Source organism: Chryseolinea serpens, from assembly GCF_900129725.1.
GTDB lineage: Bacteria > Bacteroidota > Bacteroidia > Cytophagales > Cyclobacteriaceae > Chryseolinea > Chryseolinea serpens.
In genome coordinates, this window is the sequence record NZ_FQWQ01000002.1 from 658436 (window position 1) to 675264 (window position 16829).

General features: G+C 51.6%; 15 protein-coding genes. 8 read left to right on the forward strand and 7 right to left on the reverse strand.

Translation table 11 applies throughout. From position 1 onward, the window contains the following. Positions 1-21 precede the first annotated feature (21 nt). Positions 22-579, forward strand: coding sequence for a hypothetical protein (locus tag BUB30_RS16755; RefSeq protein ID WP_073136144.1), 558 nt, complete (start codon positions 22-24; stop codon positions 577-579). A 38-nt stretch (positions 580-617) separates the two neighbouring features. Further along, positions 618-1130, forward strand: a complete 513-nt coding sequence (locus tag BUB30_RS16760; RefSeq protein ID WP_073136146.1) for a PepSY-like domain-containing protein — start codon at positions 618-620, stop codon at positions 1128-1130. Positions 1131-1202: 72 nt separating this feature from the next. On the opposite strand, the gene BUB30_RS16765 is transcribed toward BUB30_RS16760, so the two are convergent. Further along, on the reverse strand, positions 1203-1589 hold the full coding sequence (locus BUB30_RS16765; RefSeq protein ID WP_073136148.1) for a hypothetical protein: 387 nt from the start codon (positions 1587-1589) through the stop codon (positions 1203-1205). A 122-nt stretch (positions 1590-1711) separates the two neighbouring features. Between BUB30_RS16765 and BUB30_RS16770 the strand changes: the two genes are divergently transcribed. Next, entirely contained in the window at positions 1712-1963 is a 252-nt protein-coding gene (locus BUB30_RS16770; RefSeq protein WP_073136150.1) for a hypothetical protein, read from the forward strand. A gap of 125 nt (positions 1964-2088) precedes the next feature. Then, entirely contained in the window at positions 2089-2586 is a 498-nt protein-coding gene (locus BUB30_RS16775) for a YfbM family protein (protein WP_073136152.1), read from the forward strand. 103 nt (positions 2587-2689) lie between these two features. Here the strand turns inward: BUB30_RS16775 and BUB30_RS16780 are convergent, their stop codons facing one another. Together BUB30_RS16780 and BUB30_RS16785 are read right to left on the reverse strand one after the other, a co-directional pair. Next, the gene (locus tag BUB30_RS16780) at positions 2690-3433 is read right to left on the reverse strand and encodes a protein phosphatase 2C domain-containing protein (RefSeq protein ID WP_073136154.1); all 744 of its coding nucleotides are present in this window, start codon (positions 3431-3433) and stop codon (positions 2690-2692) included. A 260-nt stretch (positions 3434-3693) separates the two neighbouring features. Continuing rightward, complete coding sequence (locus tag BUB30_RS16785; RefSeq protein WP_073136156.1) at positions 3694-4722, reverse strand: alpha/beta hydrolase; 1029 nt, start codon at positions 4720-4722, stop codon at positions 3694-3696. Positions 4723-5143: 421 nt separating this feature from the next. Between BUB30_RS16785 and BUB30_RS16790 the strand changes: the two genes are divergently transcribed. The 4 genes from BUB30_RS16790 to BUB30_RS16805 all read left to right on the forward strand — a co-directional run bounded on the left by BUB30_RS16790 (position 5144) and on the right by BUB30_RS16805 (position 12040). Next, positions 5144-5722 carry an RNA polymerase sigma-70 factor gene (locus BUB30_RS16790; protein ID WP_073136158.1) on the forward strand — a complete coding sequence of 193 codons (579 nt, stop codon included), beginning with the start codon at positions 5144-5146 and terminating at the stop codon, positions 5720-5722. A 115-nt stretch (positions 5723-5837) separates the two neighbouring features. Beyond that, the gene (locus tag BUB30_RS16795; RefSeq protein ID WP_073136160.1) at positions 5838-6824 is read left to right on the forward strand and encodes a FecR family protein; all 987 of its coding nucleotides are present in this window, start codon (positions 5838-5840) and stop codon (positions 6822-6824) included. 158 nt (positions 6825-6982) lie between these two features. Continuing rightward, entirely contained in the window at positions 6983-10411 is a 3429-nt protein-coding gene (locus BUB30_RS16800) for a SusC/RagA family TonB-linked outer membrane protein (RefSeq protein ID WP_073136162.1), read from the forward strand. A 36-nt stretch (positions 10412-10447) separates the two neighbouring features. After that, positions 10448-12040 carry a SusD/RagB family nutrient-binding outer membrane lipoprotein gene (locus tag BUB30_RS16805; protein WP_084138186.1) on the forward strand — a complete coding sequence of 531 codons (1593 nt, stop codon included), beginning with the start codon at positions 10448-10450 and terminating at the stop codon, positions 12038-12040. Positions 12041-12141: 101 nt separating this feature from the next. Here the strand turns inward: BUB30_RS16805 and BUB30_RS35810 are convergent, their stop codons facing one another. From BUB30_RS35810 to BUB30_RS16820, 4 genes are all read right to left on the reverse strand, one after another. Further along, complete coding sequence (locus tag BUB30_RS35810; RefSeq protein ID WP_262485804.1) at positions 12142-12276, reverse strand: hypothetical protein; 135 nt, start codon at positions 12274-12276, stop codon at positions 12142-12144. Between the two features lie 112 nt (positions 12277-12388). Then, on the reverse strand, positions 12389-12964 hold the full coding sequence (locus BUB30_RS16810; protein WP_084138187.1) for a cupin domain-containing protein: 576 nt from the start codon (positions 12962-12964) through the stop codon (positions 12389-12391). 279 nt (positions 12965-13243) lie between these two features. Further along, positions 13244-14194 (reverse strand): class I SAM-dependent methyltransferase, encoded by a 951-nt coding sequence (locus tag BUB30_RS16815; RefSeq protein WP_073136166.1) that lies wholly within the window; start codon positions 14192-14194, stop codon positions 13244-13246. 146 nt (positions 14195-14340) lie between these two features. After that, complete coding sequence (locus BUB30_RS16820; protein WP_073136168.1) at positions 14341-16731, reverse strand: ABC transporter permease; 2391 nt, start codon at positions 16729-16731, stop codon at positions 14341-14343. Positions 16732-16829: the final 98 nt, after the last annotated feature.

Below are 16829 nucleotides of genomic sequence, written 5' to 3' on the forward strand. Positions count from 1 at the left end.
GCCGGACATCTCCCCATCCAAATGACCCTCGCTCGATTTACCCTGCGTATTTGGCTCCTAGCCCTCCCGCTGTTGTCCGCTTGCACACCCCTTCGCGAGATCGGTCAACCCACGGCACAAGCCATTGATCGCAATTCCCCCGCATCCTTTACCGGCCAATACACCATTAAAACGCCCGACATCTACGCACCTTCCCTGTGGGACATCGTCGCTCCCTATCAAGGTGCATGGCGCAAAGGCAACACGCGGCCGACCGTGACGCGGGACAGTTTATACATCGACATCCATCCTTCCGGCGAGGATAAGATTACCTTTACCCTGTACGATGAACAGGGCCTGGTGCGTTCGAAGACGATCCGTGGAAAATATAAGGACGGCTATTTTTATTCACCGCAAAAGATGGTGCTTGTTCCGTTTTTTCCTATGCTCTTTCACTACAACTTCCAACGGTTCCGTATCGGGCAGGCCGATCATCATTTAGTCATACATGAAAGGCGCAATTCGATTTCGTTGTTCTTTCTTATTCATGTAAGCAAGGATAATTGGAGGGGGCAAATGGAATTTGCGAGCAGGAAGTAAGGACGGATTTTTTTTGTAAACAATAACCATAACGATACATGAAACAGCTCTTAACCTTAACACTTGCCGCACTGCTAGGCCTGACGGCGCAAGCACAGAAATTGACCGACGACAAAGTGCCCGCCGCTGTAAAGGCGGCCTTGATCAAGCGTTTTCCCGCAGCAAAGCAAGTGGCCTGGGAGAAAGAAGACGCACAAGCCTACGAGGCGAAATTCACGATAGGCGACAACAAGCAATCGGCCAACTTCGATGAGAAAGGCACCTGGCTCTCTACCGAAACAAATATCAAGAAGACCGACATCCCCGCCGCCATTCAGTCGTCCCTTGCCAAAAACTTCGCCGGCTACGATATTGGCGATCCCGAAAAAGTCGAGTCGCCCGAAGGCGTGTTGTACAAAATGAAATTGAAGAAAGAAGGGCAAAAACTTGAAGTTGTGTTCCTGCCCGATGGCACCGTAAAAAAACAAAAGGAACACAAGTCTGGCGATAAGGATAAGACTAAAGATAAAGGCAAAGCTAAGGATAAAGACAAGGCCGACGATACCCGCTAGACGCGCCCCTCGCCTTTGTTGGTGTTCTTCACCAACAAATCAGCTACCCAACATTTTTTTCAGTCACACCCCTCACTTCCTCCTCCTCGGCACATAATCAAACGGCTTCTTCAAAAACTCCATCGAGTCCAGCAAGGTGCGCAGGGTCCAGAGACTTTTCACCTCGAAGTTGAAGGTGTCGCCGGCGGCGTCGGTGAAGGTGAGGGTGATGCGGCAGTGGTCGATCTGGGGTGGACCGTCGTAGCGGCTCACGACCTCGTAGTCGCCGATGTCGTCGTGGTCGCGGGGGTGCGAGCCGAAGGGGTCGTGATCGATGTGGTAGCGCAGGCTGTCGCCCACACCCCGCACGGTGAGCATGTGGACCGTGTTGGAATTTTTGCGGCCCGGCCGCCGGCCACCCAATGCATAGTCCTGCTTCCTGATCTTGTACAGGCCTGGGGTGAGCTCCATCATTTTCATGCGGTAAAAGAACGTGTTGGCGTGAATAAAGTCAACTAATATTTTTAGTATTTTGGTCTAATAATATTAGACATATGTTTTTCCTTATTCTATCTTTGCCTCATTCAAAAACAAAGAAGGGCATGGGGCAAATAGAAAGGGATCTGGCACTCAAAACCATTTGCGGCGGTGTTTACCACATGTTCACCACCTACAAAAAATTCGAGATCCTGGACCGCGATTGGGAGATGCTGTGCAGCTATTTGAAATCAACCGAGCAGGTTTACGGTGTGGAGATGGAGAAAAAGGGGTTTGTGATCACGACGCGCAGCTTTAGGTTGCGGTATGTCCACAGTGATTTTGGAGACCGGAGCGTGGAGATCTTTTATGCATAATTAATTGAGTGGCGCGAATGGTTAGTACGATTCAGTGAAGTATCATTGAAGCCGAGATCAAAGGGGCTCACAGCCACAGCGGCGAGTAGTAAATTAAACTAAAACAAACAAACCGATAAAGTAGTATGGGAATGATTGGCAACCTGATGCAGGTAACAGAAAAAGACCTGAAAGACATTTTAAAGAACCCCTCTCTCCTCGAGGATCGCGCCGATGCCGACGAAGCCAAGGACGACGAGATCGACCTGGACAAAGCCTGGGAAGGAATCTTCTATGCCCTGACCGGCTACACCCTGGCCGAGATCGAAAAAGTGAAACCCCCTATGGCCTGGGTGGTGTTTGGCGATAAGGTAGTGGACGAAGACCTGGACATGGGCTACGGCCCTGCACAGTACATCACCCCAGAGCAGGTGAAGCAGTTGAACAAGGAGCTCGACAAAGTGACCGCCGAACAATTGCAGCAAAATTATGACGGAAAGAAAATGACTGACCATGGCATCTATCCAGAGATTTGGGAAGAAACCGACGGGCTTGACTATCTCCTGGAATACTTTGCAGAAATGAAAGCGTTTTACAAACGTGCCGGGGAGACGAACAAGGCCGTTATTTCATTTATAAGCTGATCCACTGTGACAAAAGAAAAGCTGTGGTAGTCTGGGAGTATTGGCCGTGTTTTGACGGCACATTGCGTGCGTTCACGCCATGGCCAATACCCTGACCAATCCCCTATTCTTTCGAATTGATGATCCTGACGATCCCAAGATCATCGGCGGGCCTCATGCCACACTCCTTCTCTAAAACCGAGAACTTACGGCTCAACATGTTATCCTTCTCTTTTCCTTCCTGGTCAAGGGTCAGATAGGCTATCGGGTCTTTTTCCAGGGTGTAGCTGTTCTTATCATGTCGGGTGAACGTAAAGATCCCATCCGTACAGATGCTTACGTCGTCAATTTTATCGATGGCCAAGTATTGTTTTTGATTTTTATACCACGACTCAAATTCTTCACCGATGTGGTACCCCAGGTAATCCGGTCTGTTGTCCTGGTCGTATTCAACCCATTGACCGTTGATGGTAACAAGGCCATCGCCAATCACCATAACATGTCCGGCGTTCCGGTCAAAATCCACGACGAGGAGAATTAGCGTACACAGCAGTTCATCGGGGTTGAGGTGGAGTTGATTTTTCTGTTGCTTCAGATCGAGCATCAGCTTCTCAAGGATTTCCTTCAGTTCGGTTTCTTCGCTCTTTGTTTCATGCGCATTATAAAACGCCGTGTAGCTTTTTTCAATCGCAATCTTCCGCAACAATTTTCCAACCAGGGTTGCAATAAAATAACTGTCGGTCCCCATGGTGCACCCGTCCATCACGGCACACATGATCCGTTGGCCGCCGAGGCTCTCCACCACGGCAAAGTCCTCGCAGTGGTTGGTGTGATGTTCCCCAATCTTTAGTAATTGATAAACCTTCATGTTCAAAATTTTTACGGCGGCCGCAAGCTACTTCCAATCTACATAAATCTCGGGTTTCGTCGCGGCGTGGTGTTGGTATTTTGTCGGATCATCTTCGAAAGGAGCCAGGAGCCAGGAGTTGGGAGCGCAAGTAGCCGGGGCGAGTGTGGGGTTCGATAGTTAGTTGACGTTGCGTTGGGCACATTGAATATGTGGACATTAAACGCAATATCATCTCCGTTAATCTCTTTTTCACGACCAGCAAAAGGCTAACATTCCGGTCAATCAAAATCAAGGTAGTCGTTGAAGAAGGGCAACAGGTCGTTTAGTACTCTTCCGTCGCGGGACCAGATTTTGTTGGTGTGGTCGCCGATGTATTCTTCGGCAAAATGGGTGATGCCGAGGTTTTCGAGGCGTTGGCTGAGCATTCCGATTTGGACGGGGAAGCGGGGTGCGTCGTTCCGGCCCCAGTCCATTTTGATGGCGGCGAGTTTGCGCAGGTTGTCGGCATATTTTTCAACCATGTAGACGGGCATGTTGGCTTCCCACTTTTCGAAGATGGGTTGGTTGATGATCATTTTGTCGCCTTCGTAGCTGAAGGGAAAGTCGCAATAGAACGGTGGCTTGTTGGGGTTGGGCGACCATGCTCTTCCCACGGCGACCAGCACTTTGGGATAGTAGGTCTTCTTCAATTCATCATGGGTCTTGACGGCCTGAACCTCGCGATACGAATTGCTGTTCGGACCAAACTCTTTTACCATCGCGAGCAACCCGGGGCTCATGGCATAAACACTGCTGAATACTTCGGGGTGGAGCATGGCGATCTTAAAGGCGCCATAACCCCCCATGGAGTGCCCGCCAATGCCGCGGCTTTCGCGGCGGGCGATCGTTCTGAAATTTTTGTCGACATAGGCCACCAACTCCTTCGATGTGAATTCATCCCAGTTGCCAGTCAGGGTGGAGTTGCTATAGAAGCTGCCTTCGAAAAGTGTGTATTGATCGGATTGCACCAGGATGAAGGGGCGGATCTTTTTGCTGCGAATGCCTTCATCCAGGATCTCTTTCATGTTTGAAAAAATACTGTCTTTGCCCATGAATCCGTGCAGGTAGTATATGACCGGGTAACGCTCGCTGTTTCCATCGTAGTTGGGCGGGAGGTAAACCGAAACCTTGCGATTTGGATTTTCACCACCGGTGTTCTGCAATGATTTAGCGTTTATAAAAAAGCTCTTGATCTTTCCGGTGACCGCCTGGCCATTCGAATAGTTAAAAGCGACCAGCCAAAATGCCAGGAGGATGTAGTGCTTCATGTTTTTTTTAGTCAGATAAAATTGATAGGAAATGACTTCGGGTTTTGTTGTTTGTGCGAAAAGCCATAAGACACCGCATTCGATCGAATATGTTGAAATTTATACAATTCCACAAGGAGAGTTTGAGTGGCGGCGGGTTTTAAATCTCCCACCGGCGTTGTTGGTGTTTCGTCAACACATTACCGTCGTTGTTGGTGTTCTTCACCAACAACTTTTCTGGCGACGTGTCTTATTTTATATCTATCCTTACCGGTGCTCGGCCAACAACAATACATTCCCCCACATCGCTTGTTGGTGAAGAACACCAACAAGGGCGGTACACCAACAAGGGCCCGTATAATCAATGTGTGTTATCACACACGAGCCCTCCCCTTGAAATTGATATTAATTTAACTTAAACTTGTTATGAAAGCTTCTTAACATGAAAACTGTCCACCACGGTGATGAAGAACTCCTGAAACGATTGCACCTGGGCGATGCTGAAGCTTTTGAAGAAATTTTCTCCCGTTTCTGGGAGCGTCTTTATCACGTCGCCAGGGCCCGGATAAATTCGGAAGAGGAGGCGGAAGAAATTGTGCAGGATATTTTTGCAAGCTTGTGGAAGAATCACCGAACCGTGTTGATCGCCGACTTGCCCAGTTATCTTTTTGCTGCTGTTCGCCGGGGTGTGATCAGCAAAATACGCAGCCGGCTCGTTCACCAAAAATACCAGGACTATTACCTGAAGTTCTTTCCGGGTTATGCACGGACGACCGAAGAAGCCATTGATTTTGAAGAACTGAGTCTCGTCATCGAGAATGCCCTCCAGCAGTTGCCTGAAAAATCACAACAAGTGTTTCGTCTTAACCGGCTGTTGGGCCGGTCCGTTGCCGAGATCGCTGAGACCCTGAAGATGCCCCGCAGGACCATCGAACATCATCTTACCCTTTCCATCCGGGAACTTCGCCTGCGTTTGAAGGACTATATGCCTCTCGTCGTCGTGAGCCTGCTGTTGCAGTAGATGCCTTTCGGGCACGTTCACGCGTTAGCAAAAAAATATTTTTAAAAAACTTTCAAATCCTTTGCGGAAAAACCGGGGTAGTGCGTCTTCGTAGTGACCTAAATCCTACGAACCCATGTCGCCCCAGGAAATTGATAAGATCTTGCAACGTTATCTGAACGATGAATCTACGCCAGAGGAGCAGGAACTGGTGGAGCGCTGGTTCGATGCCATAGGCGAAGAAAAACAAGAACTCGATCCCGCCACCCGGCAGGCCATCCAGCAAAGACTCTGGTCGTCCTTGAAAGTCGCGAAGCCCAAGCGGCATAACGTTGCATACTTTGCCCGCATGGCCGCGGCGGTCCTTTTGCTAGCCGTCAGCACATTTTATATCTACCGTCAGTTCACTCCCAGCATTTCCCCCGAGCAAACTATAGCGGATGCCGCCTCCGCAACAGAGGTCGTTGCCTCCGGCGATACTGAAAAAAGAGTTGAACTATGCGATGGCAGCGTGGTGACCTTAAAGCCGCGAAGTGAGCTCCGTTTCCCGTCGGCCTTTGGCAATCAGCGTGAAGTGAGTCTTTCCGGCGAGGCACTCTTTGAAGTGGCGCGGGATGTGAACCACCCTTTCCTGGTACATGCCAATGAAGTGACCACCCGGGTGTTGGGCACGAGCTTTCTCATCAAAGCCTATGCGCTGGAACAAGACATCACGGTGACCGTGAAGACCGGCAAGGTTTCTGTCTACACCGAGCAAGCCAGCCCTAAGACCGACAGCCGGCAGGAGATCATCCTGACGCCCAATCAACAAATCGTTTATCACCGGAATGAAAATCAGACGGTGAAAATGCTGGTGAATGATCCGCAGGTGATCGCACCACAATCCGGTCAGAAAACGAGCTATACCAACATGGCGGTGCCGGAGATCTTTCGCGCACTGGAGGAACGGTATGGCATTCCCATCCAATTTGATGCAAGTGTGTTGTCGGGTTGCACGATCACGTACGCCGACCTGACGGAGGAGGGATTGTATGAACAAATTGAGATCATCTGTAACGCGCTCGGAGCGCGGTATAAAAAGTCAGAGTCTTCCATCGTCATCGAAGCGGAAGGCTGTAAATAAATGATGAACCTAAACGAAGAATCGCCTATGAAGTAAGACCCCTACAAAAAAAATGAGGCCGACGGTGTTACGAGCACCATCAGCCCTTTCCTGCGCCGGGATCGGAATCCCGGAACGGATTTGTCTTTGCCCTTTTACAAACAAAAACATCCCAATTTATGAATAAACCTAAACCTATTCAACATGGATTGCTTTTTCTTATGAAAGTAACAATGTTCTCCATATTGATCTCATCCTTTTCCCTTGCCATGGCCACGGCCCATAGCAGCGCAGGGCAAGAGACGCTGGAGCGCAAAGTGACGATCGATGTAAAGAACTCCGAGTTTCAAGACGTCCTCTTATTCCTGGCGAAACAGGCGAGAGTGAAATTTGTCTATAGCCCCCAGATCGTCAAGAAAGAAAAAAAGGTCACGCTTGCGCTCAACGAAGTATCGCTGGCCGACGCCTTGTCGGCCTTGTTGGGTGGCAACTATCGCTATCGCGTCATCGGCAAACAGATTGTTTTAGTGCCGCATCCTCCCGTCAGTTCGGTTGAAGACGACGCTGCCAGGAAATTCGCCTATGCCTTCAAGGTATCCGGGGTGGTCACCGATGGTGCCGGCGCCGTGCTGCCCGGCGTCAACGTCATGATCAAGGGAACCACGGTTGGAACAACAACCGATTCAAAAGGCGCTTACACCATCGATGCCATCAACGGCGATGCCACGCTGGTGTTTTCGTTTATCGGATTTGCTACCCGGGAAGTACCCGTCAATAATCAAAGTACGGTGGATGTCATCCTCAACGAAGACACGCAATCGTTAGGGGAAGTTGTCGTCACCGCGCTGGGTCTCACCCGAGACAAAGCCGCATTGCCTTATGCGGTTACGGAAGTGCCCGGCGAGAATCTCACGAAAGCCAGGGAAAACAACCTGGGCAGCGCGCTGTCGGGTCGCATTGCCGGCGTGAATGCCACGAGCACGGCCACGGGCCCGGGTGGTTCAAGCCGTGTCATCATCCGCGGCAACGGTTCCCTGGGTGGAAACAACCAACCGCTCTATGTGGTCAACGGCATTCCCATTAACAACACCACCTACAGCACCGTCAGCACGTATGGCGGAACAGACAAAGGCGACGGGTTGAACAGCATCAACCCCGACGACATCGCGTCGATCTCCGTGTTGAAGGGGGGAACGGCTGCAGCCCTTTACGGTTCGCGCGCTGCAAATGGTGTGATCATCATCACGACCAAGTCGGGCAAAGCACAAGAAGGTATTGGCGTGGACTTCAGTTCTACCTATACGATGGAGAGTCCACTGAAAGCCACCGACTGGCAGTATGCCTACGGTTCGGGCTCGCGGGGACTCAAGCCCGCGTCGCAGGCCGATGCCATCGCCAATGGAAGAATGTCGTGGGGAGCACCGATGGATGGCACGTCGGTCATTCAGCCCGATGGGGTGTCGCGTCCGTATTCGCCTCAAAGAAATAACATCAAGAATTTTTACGATGTAGGAAGTACGTTCTCCAACACGCTTGCGCTGAGTGGAGGAACTGAAGTGGCCAGCTTCCGGTTCTCGGCCGCCAACATGGACAACAAGGGGATCATCCCGAACTCCACCCTCAATCGCAAAACATTCAACCTGAGTGTCAACTCCACGCTGGCAAAGAAGGTTGTACTTCAGGCCAATGTGCAGTACAGCATCGAGCTCAACAAAAACCGCACGTCGATCTCCGATTTCACCAGCAACCCGAATGCTTCCGTTGGAGTGATGGCCACGAGCCTGGATGTGCGCACGCTGGCGCCGGGATATGATGCCGATGGATATGAAACACCGTGGAATGATTATGTGTTTGTGACCAATCCATATTTTGCCGTCAACAAAGTAAAAAACCAAGACCAGCGTCACCGGTTGATCTCTTCGTTTAGCACACGCTATAATATCACCGACTGGTTGTATGTGCGCGGACGACTGGGGATCGACTACTACAACATCGATGGCTACAGCACCAACCCCACGGGCTTGCTCTGGAATCCGAAAGGAGATTATGAAACGACACAGAACCAGGCTTCCGAAACCAATGCCGAAGTGTTGATGGGCTTCGACAAAACCTTTGGCAAGTTCTCGGTCACGGCGCTCGCCGGCGGAAACAAAATGCACAACGAGGTCTCGTCCGGTGGACTGGAGAGCGGGCAGCTGATCGTCCCCTTCAAATATTTCATTGGCAACGGAAGCAACCAGGTGTTCAAGACCCCCGTGTTCAGGGAGTCGGCCATCAACTCCATCTTCGCTTCTGTCGACATCGGGTTCAACCACTACCTGTATCTGAGTCTCACCGGCCGCAAAGACTGGTTCTCGACCTTGTCGATGGCCAACAACAGCAAGTTCTATCCTTCCGCAGGTCTTAGCTTTGTGTTCTCCGACGCCTGGACCACCAAGCCCACGTGGCTGTCGCTCGGAAAAGTACGGGCATCGCTCGCGCAAGTGGGTGGCGGCGCGCCCGATCCTTATGGACTGGGGCTGAGCTACACGGCGCAATCGGTGAACCACCTCGGCCAGCCGTTGATGGCCATCACCGGGACCACGATACCGAACGAAAATCTCAAGCCCTACACGTCCACCACAGCGGAAGCGGGTATCGAGACGCGGCTGTTCAACAACCGCGTAGGCGTAGACCTCACGTTGTACAGAAGAACAACGACGAACGACATCGTGAATGCATCCGTAGCAACATCGTCAAGTTATGAGAGTGTGTTGCTCAACGTCGGTGAAATGCGCAACCAGGGAATTGAATTGTTGCTGACCGGCACGCCCGTGACCCTCTCCAACGGACTCACCTGGGATGTGAGCTTTAACATGGCCTACAACAACAACAAGGTCATCAAGATCGCCGACGGTTTGACCAGCCTCGCCATCCCCGGAGCGATCCCGCGCACGGAGAATGCCTACATCTATCATTATGAAGGACAATCGTTCGGCATGATCTCCGGCAACAAAATGATGCGCGACGACAAGGGCAACATCGTCTACAACAATGCCAATGGCATTCCCCTGCAAAGCGACATCACCCCCCTCGGCCGCGGTGTGCCGCCGCTCACCATGGGGTTGAACAACAGCGTGAGCTACAAGAATTTCAACCTGAGCTTTCTCATCGACGGCAAATTCGGTTCGAAGATCTATTCTTCGGCCAATGCTTATGGCGCATACTTTGGCTTGTCGAAGATCACGGCCGATAACCACATTCGTGAAAACGGTGTTGCCGTTCATGGCGTAGATCAGAATGGCGCAGAGTACGATGCCGTAGTTCCCGCACAGGAATACTACCAGGGCATTGCTTATTCGATCACGGACCAGTTCGTGTATGACGCCAGCTTTATCAAGTTGCGTCAACTCACATTCGGTTATTCGGTGCCTCGCTCGCTGCTCGCTAAAACACCCTTCCAGGCATTGAGTCTCTCTTTTGTGGCGCGGAATCTCTTGTTGTTATACAGCAAGGTCCCGAACATCGATCCGGAGTCAAACTACAGCAATGGCAACGGACAAGGCCTCGAAAACTTCGGGATACCGACCACCCGGAGCTATGGTTTCAACCTATCGGTAAGATTCTAGAGCATGGCAGTAACCACCTTAATCAGAGAACGAATCATGAAAAATATAAAACAGCAATTGACCCGACTGACGATCCAGAGCAGCTTGATCATGATCTTACTGGCCTCTGCCTGCGACAGCGGCTTTGAAGAGATGAACAAGAATCCGAATGCCTTTACCGACCCGGTGATCGGCAGCTTGTTTTCTTACAACCTGATCCGGACCGCAGGCTCGAGTGACGACAACACGTTGTATCCGAACGACAAGCTGGCGGGAGCCATGATGCAGATCTTCGCATCGCTGAACCCCTACCAATGGACGGGCGACAAGTACTTAAAAAAAGCAGGCTATACCGACGGCCTTTTCAACGCCGTGTTCGGCACCGAGTTGAAGGAGAACGTACAGATCCTGACGCTCACCAAAGACGATCCGGAAATGGTGAACTACTACAACATCGCCCGCATCTGGCATGTCTACATCATGCACCGCGCAACCGACATGTATGGCGACGTCCCCTATTTTGAAGCGGGCCAGGGTTACACCGAAGGCATCTACAAACCGAAGTTCGACAAACAGGAAGACATCTATGCCGACATGCTGAAAGAACTCGACGAGGCCGCCAAGAACCTCGATCCCTCGAAACCCTCTTTTGGATCGGCCGACTATCTCTATGGCGGCGACGTGGGCAAGTGGAAGACCTTTGCTTATTCCATGATGCTTCGCCTCGGTCTTCGACTCACCAAAGTTGACCTCGCCCTGTCGGAAACTTGGGTGAAGAAAGCCATCGCCGGCGGCGTCATGCAAAGCAATGCCGACATCGCCAAACTGAATCACTCGAGCGGCGGTGAACTGAACTACTATTGGGATGGTCGCGAGCTGCAGGGCGGCGAAGGTGTGCCGCCTTCGGAAGAAGGCAGAGGCTATGGGAAGATGGCACAAACTTTTGTGTCGCACCTGAAAGATACAGGAGACCCCAGGCTTCCGTTCTACATCACACTGTGGCCGGGAAATGCCGATCCTACCCTGTTGCCAACCAGCACCAATCCTGCGGACCAAAAAGGCCTGCCCTCTGGCTACGACGCCTCTTCCATCAAATCCATTATCCCCGATTGGACCGACGATTCCTATGCCGAATACTCGGAGATCAATTTGCACACCGTCGCACATGATGCCACGCCGAGCATTTTCCTGAGCTACAACGAGGTGAAACTATATCTCGCCGAGGCTGCCCTCCGGGGCTGGGATGGCGGCGACCCGAAGACGTACTATGAAGAAGCCGTTACAGCGTCCATGAAAATGGGACCACTCTATCCTGGATCGTTCAGCATTCCACAAGCCGACATCGATCAATACCTGGCCGACAATCCCTACACGGGCGGCACCTTCGAACAGCAAATGGAACAGATCCACACGCAATTCTGGGTATCCCAATTCATGAACAACATGGAGATCTTCGCCAACTGGAGACGCACGGGCTACCCCAAGCTGACCCCGACCAATTATCCAGGCAACGAAACCGGCGGAACCATTCCCCGCCGCATCCCCTACCCGCAATCGGAAGCCAGCATCAACACAGAAAACTACAAGGCCGCCATCGACTCCCAAGGCCCGGATTTATGGACCACCCGGATCTGGTGGGACAAAGAATAGCAAGATCCTCTCTTGCAGTTTAGGGTGAACTGCCTGCCCGATCGGTACATCGGCGCAGGCAGTTTTTTTTGCTTATATAGGGAGCTCGTTATCGGAGCGCATCACCATTGTTTGCGCTCATCGTCAAAAATATCTACATCGCCGTTGTTGGTGTCCCACCAACAACATTTTTCGGCAATGTCACCTAATTTTAGTTCCACCCACCCGCCGTTGTTGGTGTTCTTCACCAACAACATTCCGGGCGATGTCGTTTATTTCATGCCGGTCATGGTTAACATCTACCTAGCAACAATGCGTTCCCCCGCATCGCTTGTTGGTGAAGAACACCAACAAGGGCGGTGGAATCGATCATTGCTTATCCTTATAAACCATCCCATATTTCTTCTCCGTCAACGCATACGCCTCGTCGCTTCTTTCCTTGGCGGGCATCCCCACGGGTGTGCCGTTCTCTATAAAATATTCTTCAAATCCAGCGGGTGAATATTGAAAAACCATGTGCAGGTTTTCTGTGCCGGTGTTGTCAAGGCCATGCCATGTATCTTTTGGAACAAAGACGACATCGCCAGTCTTTACGGCAATGGTCTCTTCATCCAATGTCAGCGTGCCTTCTCCTTTATGGATAAAAATAAGCTCATCATTATTCAGATGTTTATGAACACGCATCTTGCGCCCGGGTGACATGTCCTCCACACAAAATGAAATGCCTTCGACGCCCTGCTTCGCTTTGGATATTTTTATGGTTATCGGCACTTTCCGCCGCGTTAAAATATGCGTTCCTTCATCTTCCCGTACGACAATACCTTTGTCGCCACCGGACGTTGGCTTTGCAAAACTGAGGTTCGGGAGGTGGGCAAAGAAAGCAGTACAAAATCCTACTACGCCTACCCGGAGAAATTTTCGACGAGGTTGGTGGATGTGTTTCATGGTACGCTTGTTGAGTAAACAAGGTAATCAATATAATCGGCAAGTTGCCGGGGCGACGCGTCCATCGTCCGCCGTTGTTGGTGTTCTTCACCAACAACATTTCGGGCGATGCGTCCGCCGTTGTTGATGCTCTTCACCAACAACATCCCGGGCGGTGTGCTCTATTTATATTTGCCCTTTGCTAATACCTCCTTGCAACAAGACGTTCCCCCGCGTCAACTTGTTGGTGAAGAACACCAACAAGGGCGGGGGAACACCAACAAGGGCGGTGTACTGATGTCACCGGCTGCCAAAAACTCCCAGCGCGTTAACGTCGTTGATGTCGGTTCCTAGAAAATCCAGCCAGCGTTGTTCGGCCACCTTGGCCATGCAGGGACCATAGGTGAAGATCCTGATTTTTCTGGACCGGGATTCGTTCTTCAGAATCTCTAAAACCGTTTGTAGCATTTTTCCTTCGAAGGGTGTATACATAAAAAATAGAGTGCCGTCAGAATAGTTTGCTTCACGCGCGTCGGCGTTAATAAAGGAAACGTCCGATAGATTAAGCTGAGTCGCGCATGCGCTGGCGTATTGACAAAATGCCGGCTCAAATTCAATACCCTTGGTTCGAAAACCACTGAGGAGATTTACCAGGATGGCTACCTGGCCCAAGCCAGAACCCAGATCAAAAAAAACATCTCCCGGTGTGAATTGGGCTTTCTCCACCAGTTCGAGAATGATCCTGCCGGGTGTCTTTTGATAATACACCATTTCCGGTTCCAGGCTCCTGATCGCTTCAGGCACCGGTAGAAACGAGGATAGCCCGTTGAGAAAGATATCGAGATTGTCGTAGCCGATCACTTCGCGTTGCCCGCTGGGATTCAAATCAGCCCCGACGTATTCGTGCAGTAGATTCCTGAGATCATCTCCCGTATACTTTTTATTCCGGATGTTTTCGCGAAGGCTTTCAAATAAGGTAGCGTTGACTTTCTCGAGGCGAGCCTTTACGCTTTCGGCGTGATCTTTCAGTGAAGTCAATTGACCTGTCGGACTTGTTTTTTGGAGCATCGATTCAATCTGGCCGAGAACATGGTATTCGATAAAATCGATCGCTTCCACTCTCTCGTTAAAGTTGATTTTGTTCACCAAGACAGAACTCTGATCGATGGCTTCCAGGCACGCCTTTATTCCGGAGATGTCCGTGGGGGAATGAATGCTAGTATGGCCGAGGTCCAATCCCTGTGTGGTCAACTTGTGGTGCGTTTAAGGTCGTCCGTTTCCGTGCTAAAGTTTGGATTTTTTGACGTCCCAGGCAACCTATCAAAACGATCTTGTTCAAGGGCGCGGTTATCCCTGCATGCGAGCAAGCACACCAGTCCGGGGTCGGCTGATATCCGCTATTCCGTTCTCAGGCTTTTGACGGGGTTCATGATGGCGGCTTTGATGGAGTGGTACGATACGGTGGCCAGCGCGACCAATACCGTGACCGCGCCTGCCGCGGCGAACATCCACCATTCCAGGTCGATCTTGTAGGCAAAATCCTGGAGCCAGCGGTCGGTGCTCCACCAGGCGATGGGTGTGGCGAGTGCGATGGCCACCACGACCAGTTTGATGAAGTCGCTGGAAAGGAGTTGTACGATGTTGGCCATGGTGGCGCCGAGCACTTTGCGGATGCCGATCTCTTTTGTCCGCTGTTCGGCCGCATAGGTGGCCAAACCGAAAAGCCCCAGGCACGATACGATGACGGCCAGCACGGAGAAGAACAGGATGATGGTGCCGCTGTTTTGTTGCGTGCGATATTGCGCGTCGAGCGCCTCGCCGATGAATTGATATTGCAGGGCGGCCTGGTCTTCGTGTGTTTTATAGATCTTCGCGACGGTGGCCAAGGCCTCGCGCGTGTGCCCGGGTTGTGTTCTCACAAAAACACCGGCATAGCTGCTCTTTGCCCAGTAGCGAAAAATAAAAGGCTCGATCACGGCCGTCATGGGGCGGAAATGAAAATCTTTCACCACACCCACAACGGTGCCTTCCTTACCCCAGAGCGTAACGGCTTTGCCCAGGGCTTGCTCAGCGGTCCATCCCATGCGGCGTGCAGCCGTCTCGTTGAGCAGGTAGGCGGTCGTGTCGGATGCACCCGGCACGAAGTTTCTGCCGGCGGCCAGCGTCATGCCCATGGTGCGCAGAAAATCGGCGTCGGTATTGATTTGTGTGATCAGGAATTTATCATCGGCCGGCTGTCCTTCCCACCCGATCGACCATGTGGAGTTCGTCACATCGACCATGTCGCTGGTTGCCGGTGCCACTGCGACAATACCGGGTTGATTTTCCAATTCATTTTTAAACGTCAGCGCCTTGCCGTTGAGTTTGTTTTTGAGCCGCATATATAACAATTGCTCGCGGTCAAATCCGAGCTGTTTGTCCTGGATGAAACGGAGTTGTTTGTAGATCACGATCGAGCCGATGACAAGCATCACGGCAAACATGAATTGCCCGACCACAAGCGCGCGCCGGAAGGTGATGCCAGAGCGGACTTTCAAAAATCCCTTGAGCACTTTAGCCGGCGAAAAGCTTGACAAGAAGAACGCGGGGTAAAGTCCAGCCAGCAGACTGATCATCACTGTGGCCAACGCCACGGCTACCAGGAAGTCTATTTTTTCAAAGGGCACGTAGAGTGATTTACCCGATATCTCGTTCAGCAAGGGCAAGAAGAGCTGCAAGAGGGCCAGCGCCACCACCACTGCCAGGGCGGTGAGCAAGAACGACTCCACCAGGAACTGGGCGACGAGTTGTTTGTACATCGCGCCGATCACTTTGCGCACGCCCACTTCCTTGGCGCGATGCGTGGCCCGCGCGGTGGACAAATTCACAAAATTGAATATAGCAATCAGCAACACCATCAGCGCCACGGCGAAAAAAATGCGCACATAGGCAATGTCGCTCGTCCGGGCATCGTCGCTGTTGAAATCGAAGTGGGAGTGCAGGTAGATGTCCTTCATGGGTTGCAGAAAGAGGGTGCGGGCTTCGTCTTTTGAACCGATCTCGGAATAGCGGTCGATGTAGTTTCTTAGCTTGTGATCGAATGCCACCGGGTCGGCCGACGGGTTCAATAATACATAGGTATAGTACGAGTTGTTGTCCCACTTGAAATAGTCGTACTTCTCCACGGTGAGCATTGAGAGCAACACGTCGTAGCGGATGTGGGAATTTACGGGCGGATCGTCGACAATGCCGGTCAGCGTCAGCGTATAGTCCACGCCGTAGCTGGTCATGCTGATGGTCGTCCCCAGGAGGTTGGGTTTGGTTGGCCAGTCGGGGCCAAGCAATTGGGATGCGACGGACCGGGTGAGCACGATCTCGTCTGGCCGGCGCAGGGCCTGGGCGGGGTTGCCCTTTAATAATTTAAAATCAAACATCGAAAAGAAACTGTTGTCCACCAGGCGGATGTCGGCGGGCTCCACGTGTTTTTGTCCGGTCTCCAGTATGCCATTGGTCCTGCCGAGCCGGCAGCTTTGTTGCACTTCTGCGAAATCCGTTTTCATGGCCGGGCCGAGCGGGCCGGGGGTGCAGGCCACGTCATAGAGCACACCGGCTTGTTTTTGTTTTTCAACTACGCGATAGAGCCGGGGGAGCTTCGCGTGAAATTTATCAAAACTGAATTCATCATGGATGAAAAGTCCGATGCCCAGACCGCAGGCCAAGCCGATGGCCAGCCCCGTGACGTTGATGAGCGAGTAGGCTTTACCGTTGATGAGGTTTCTCCATCCGTAGCGAAAGTAACTCTTATACATAATCCAGGTTTTTGGTGGTGGTATGCGATCGCTTTATGACATGAAGAATTATGCCAAGATATATAAAACGTCGAAAGCCGTCTACATACACCGTCGGA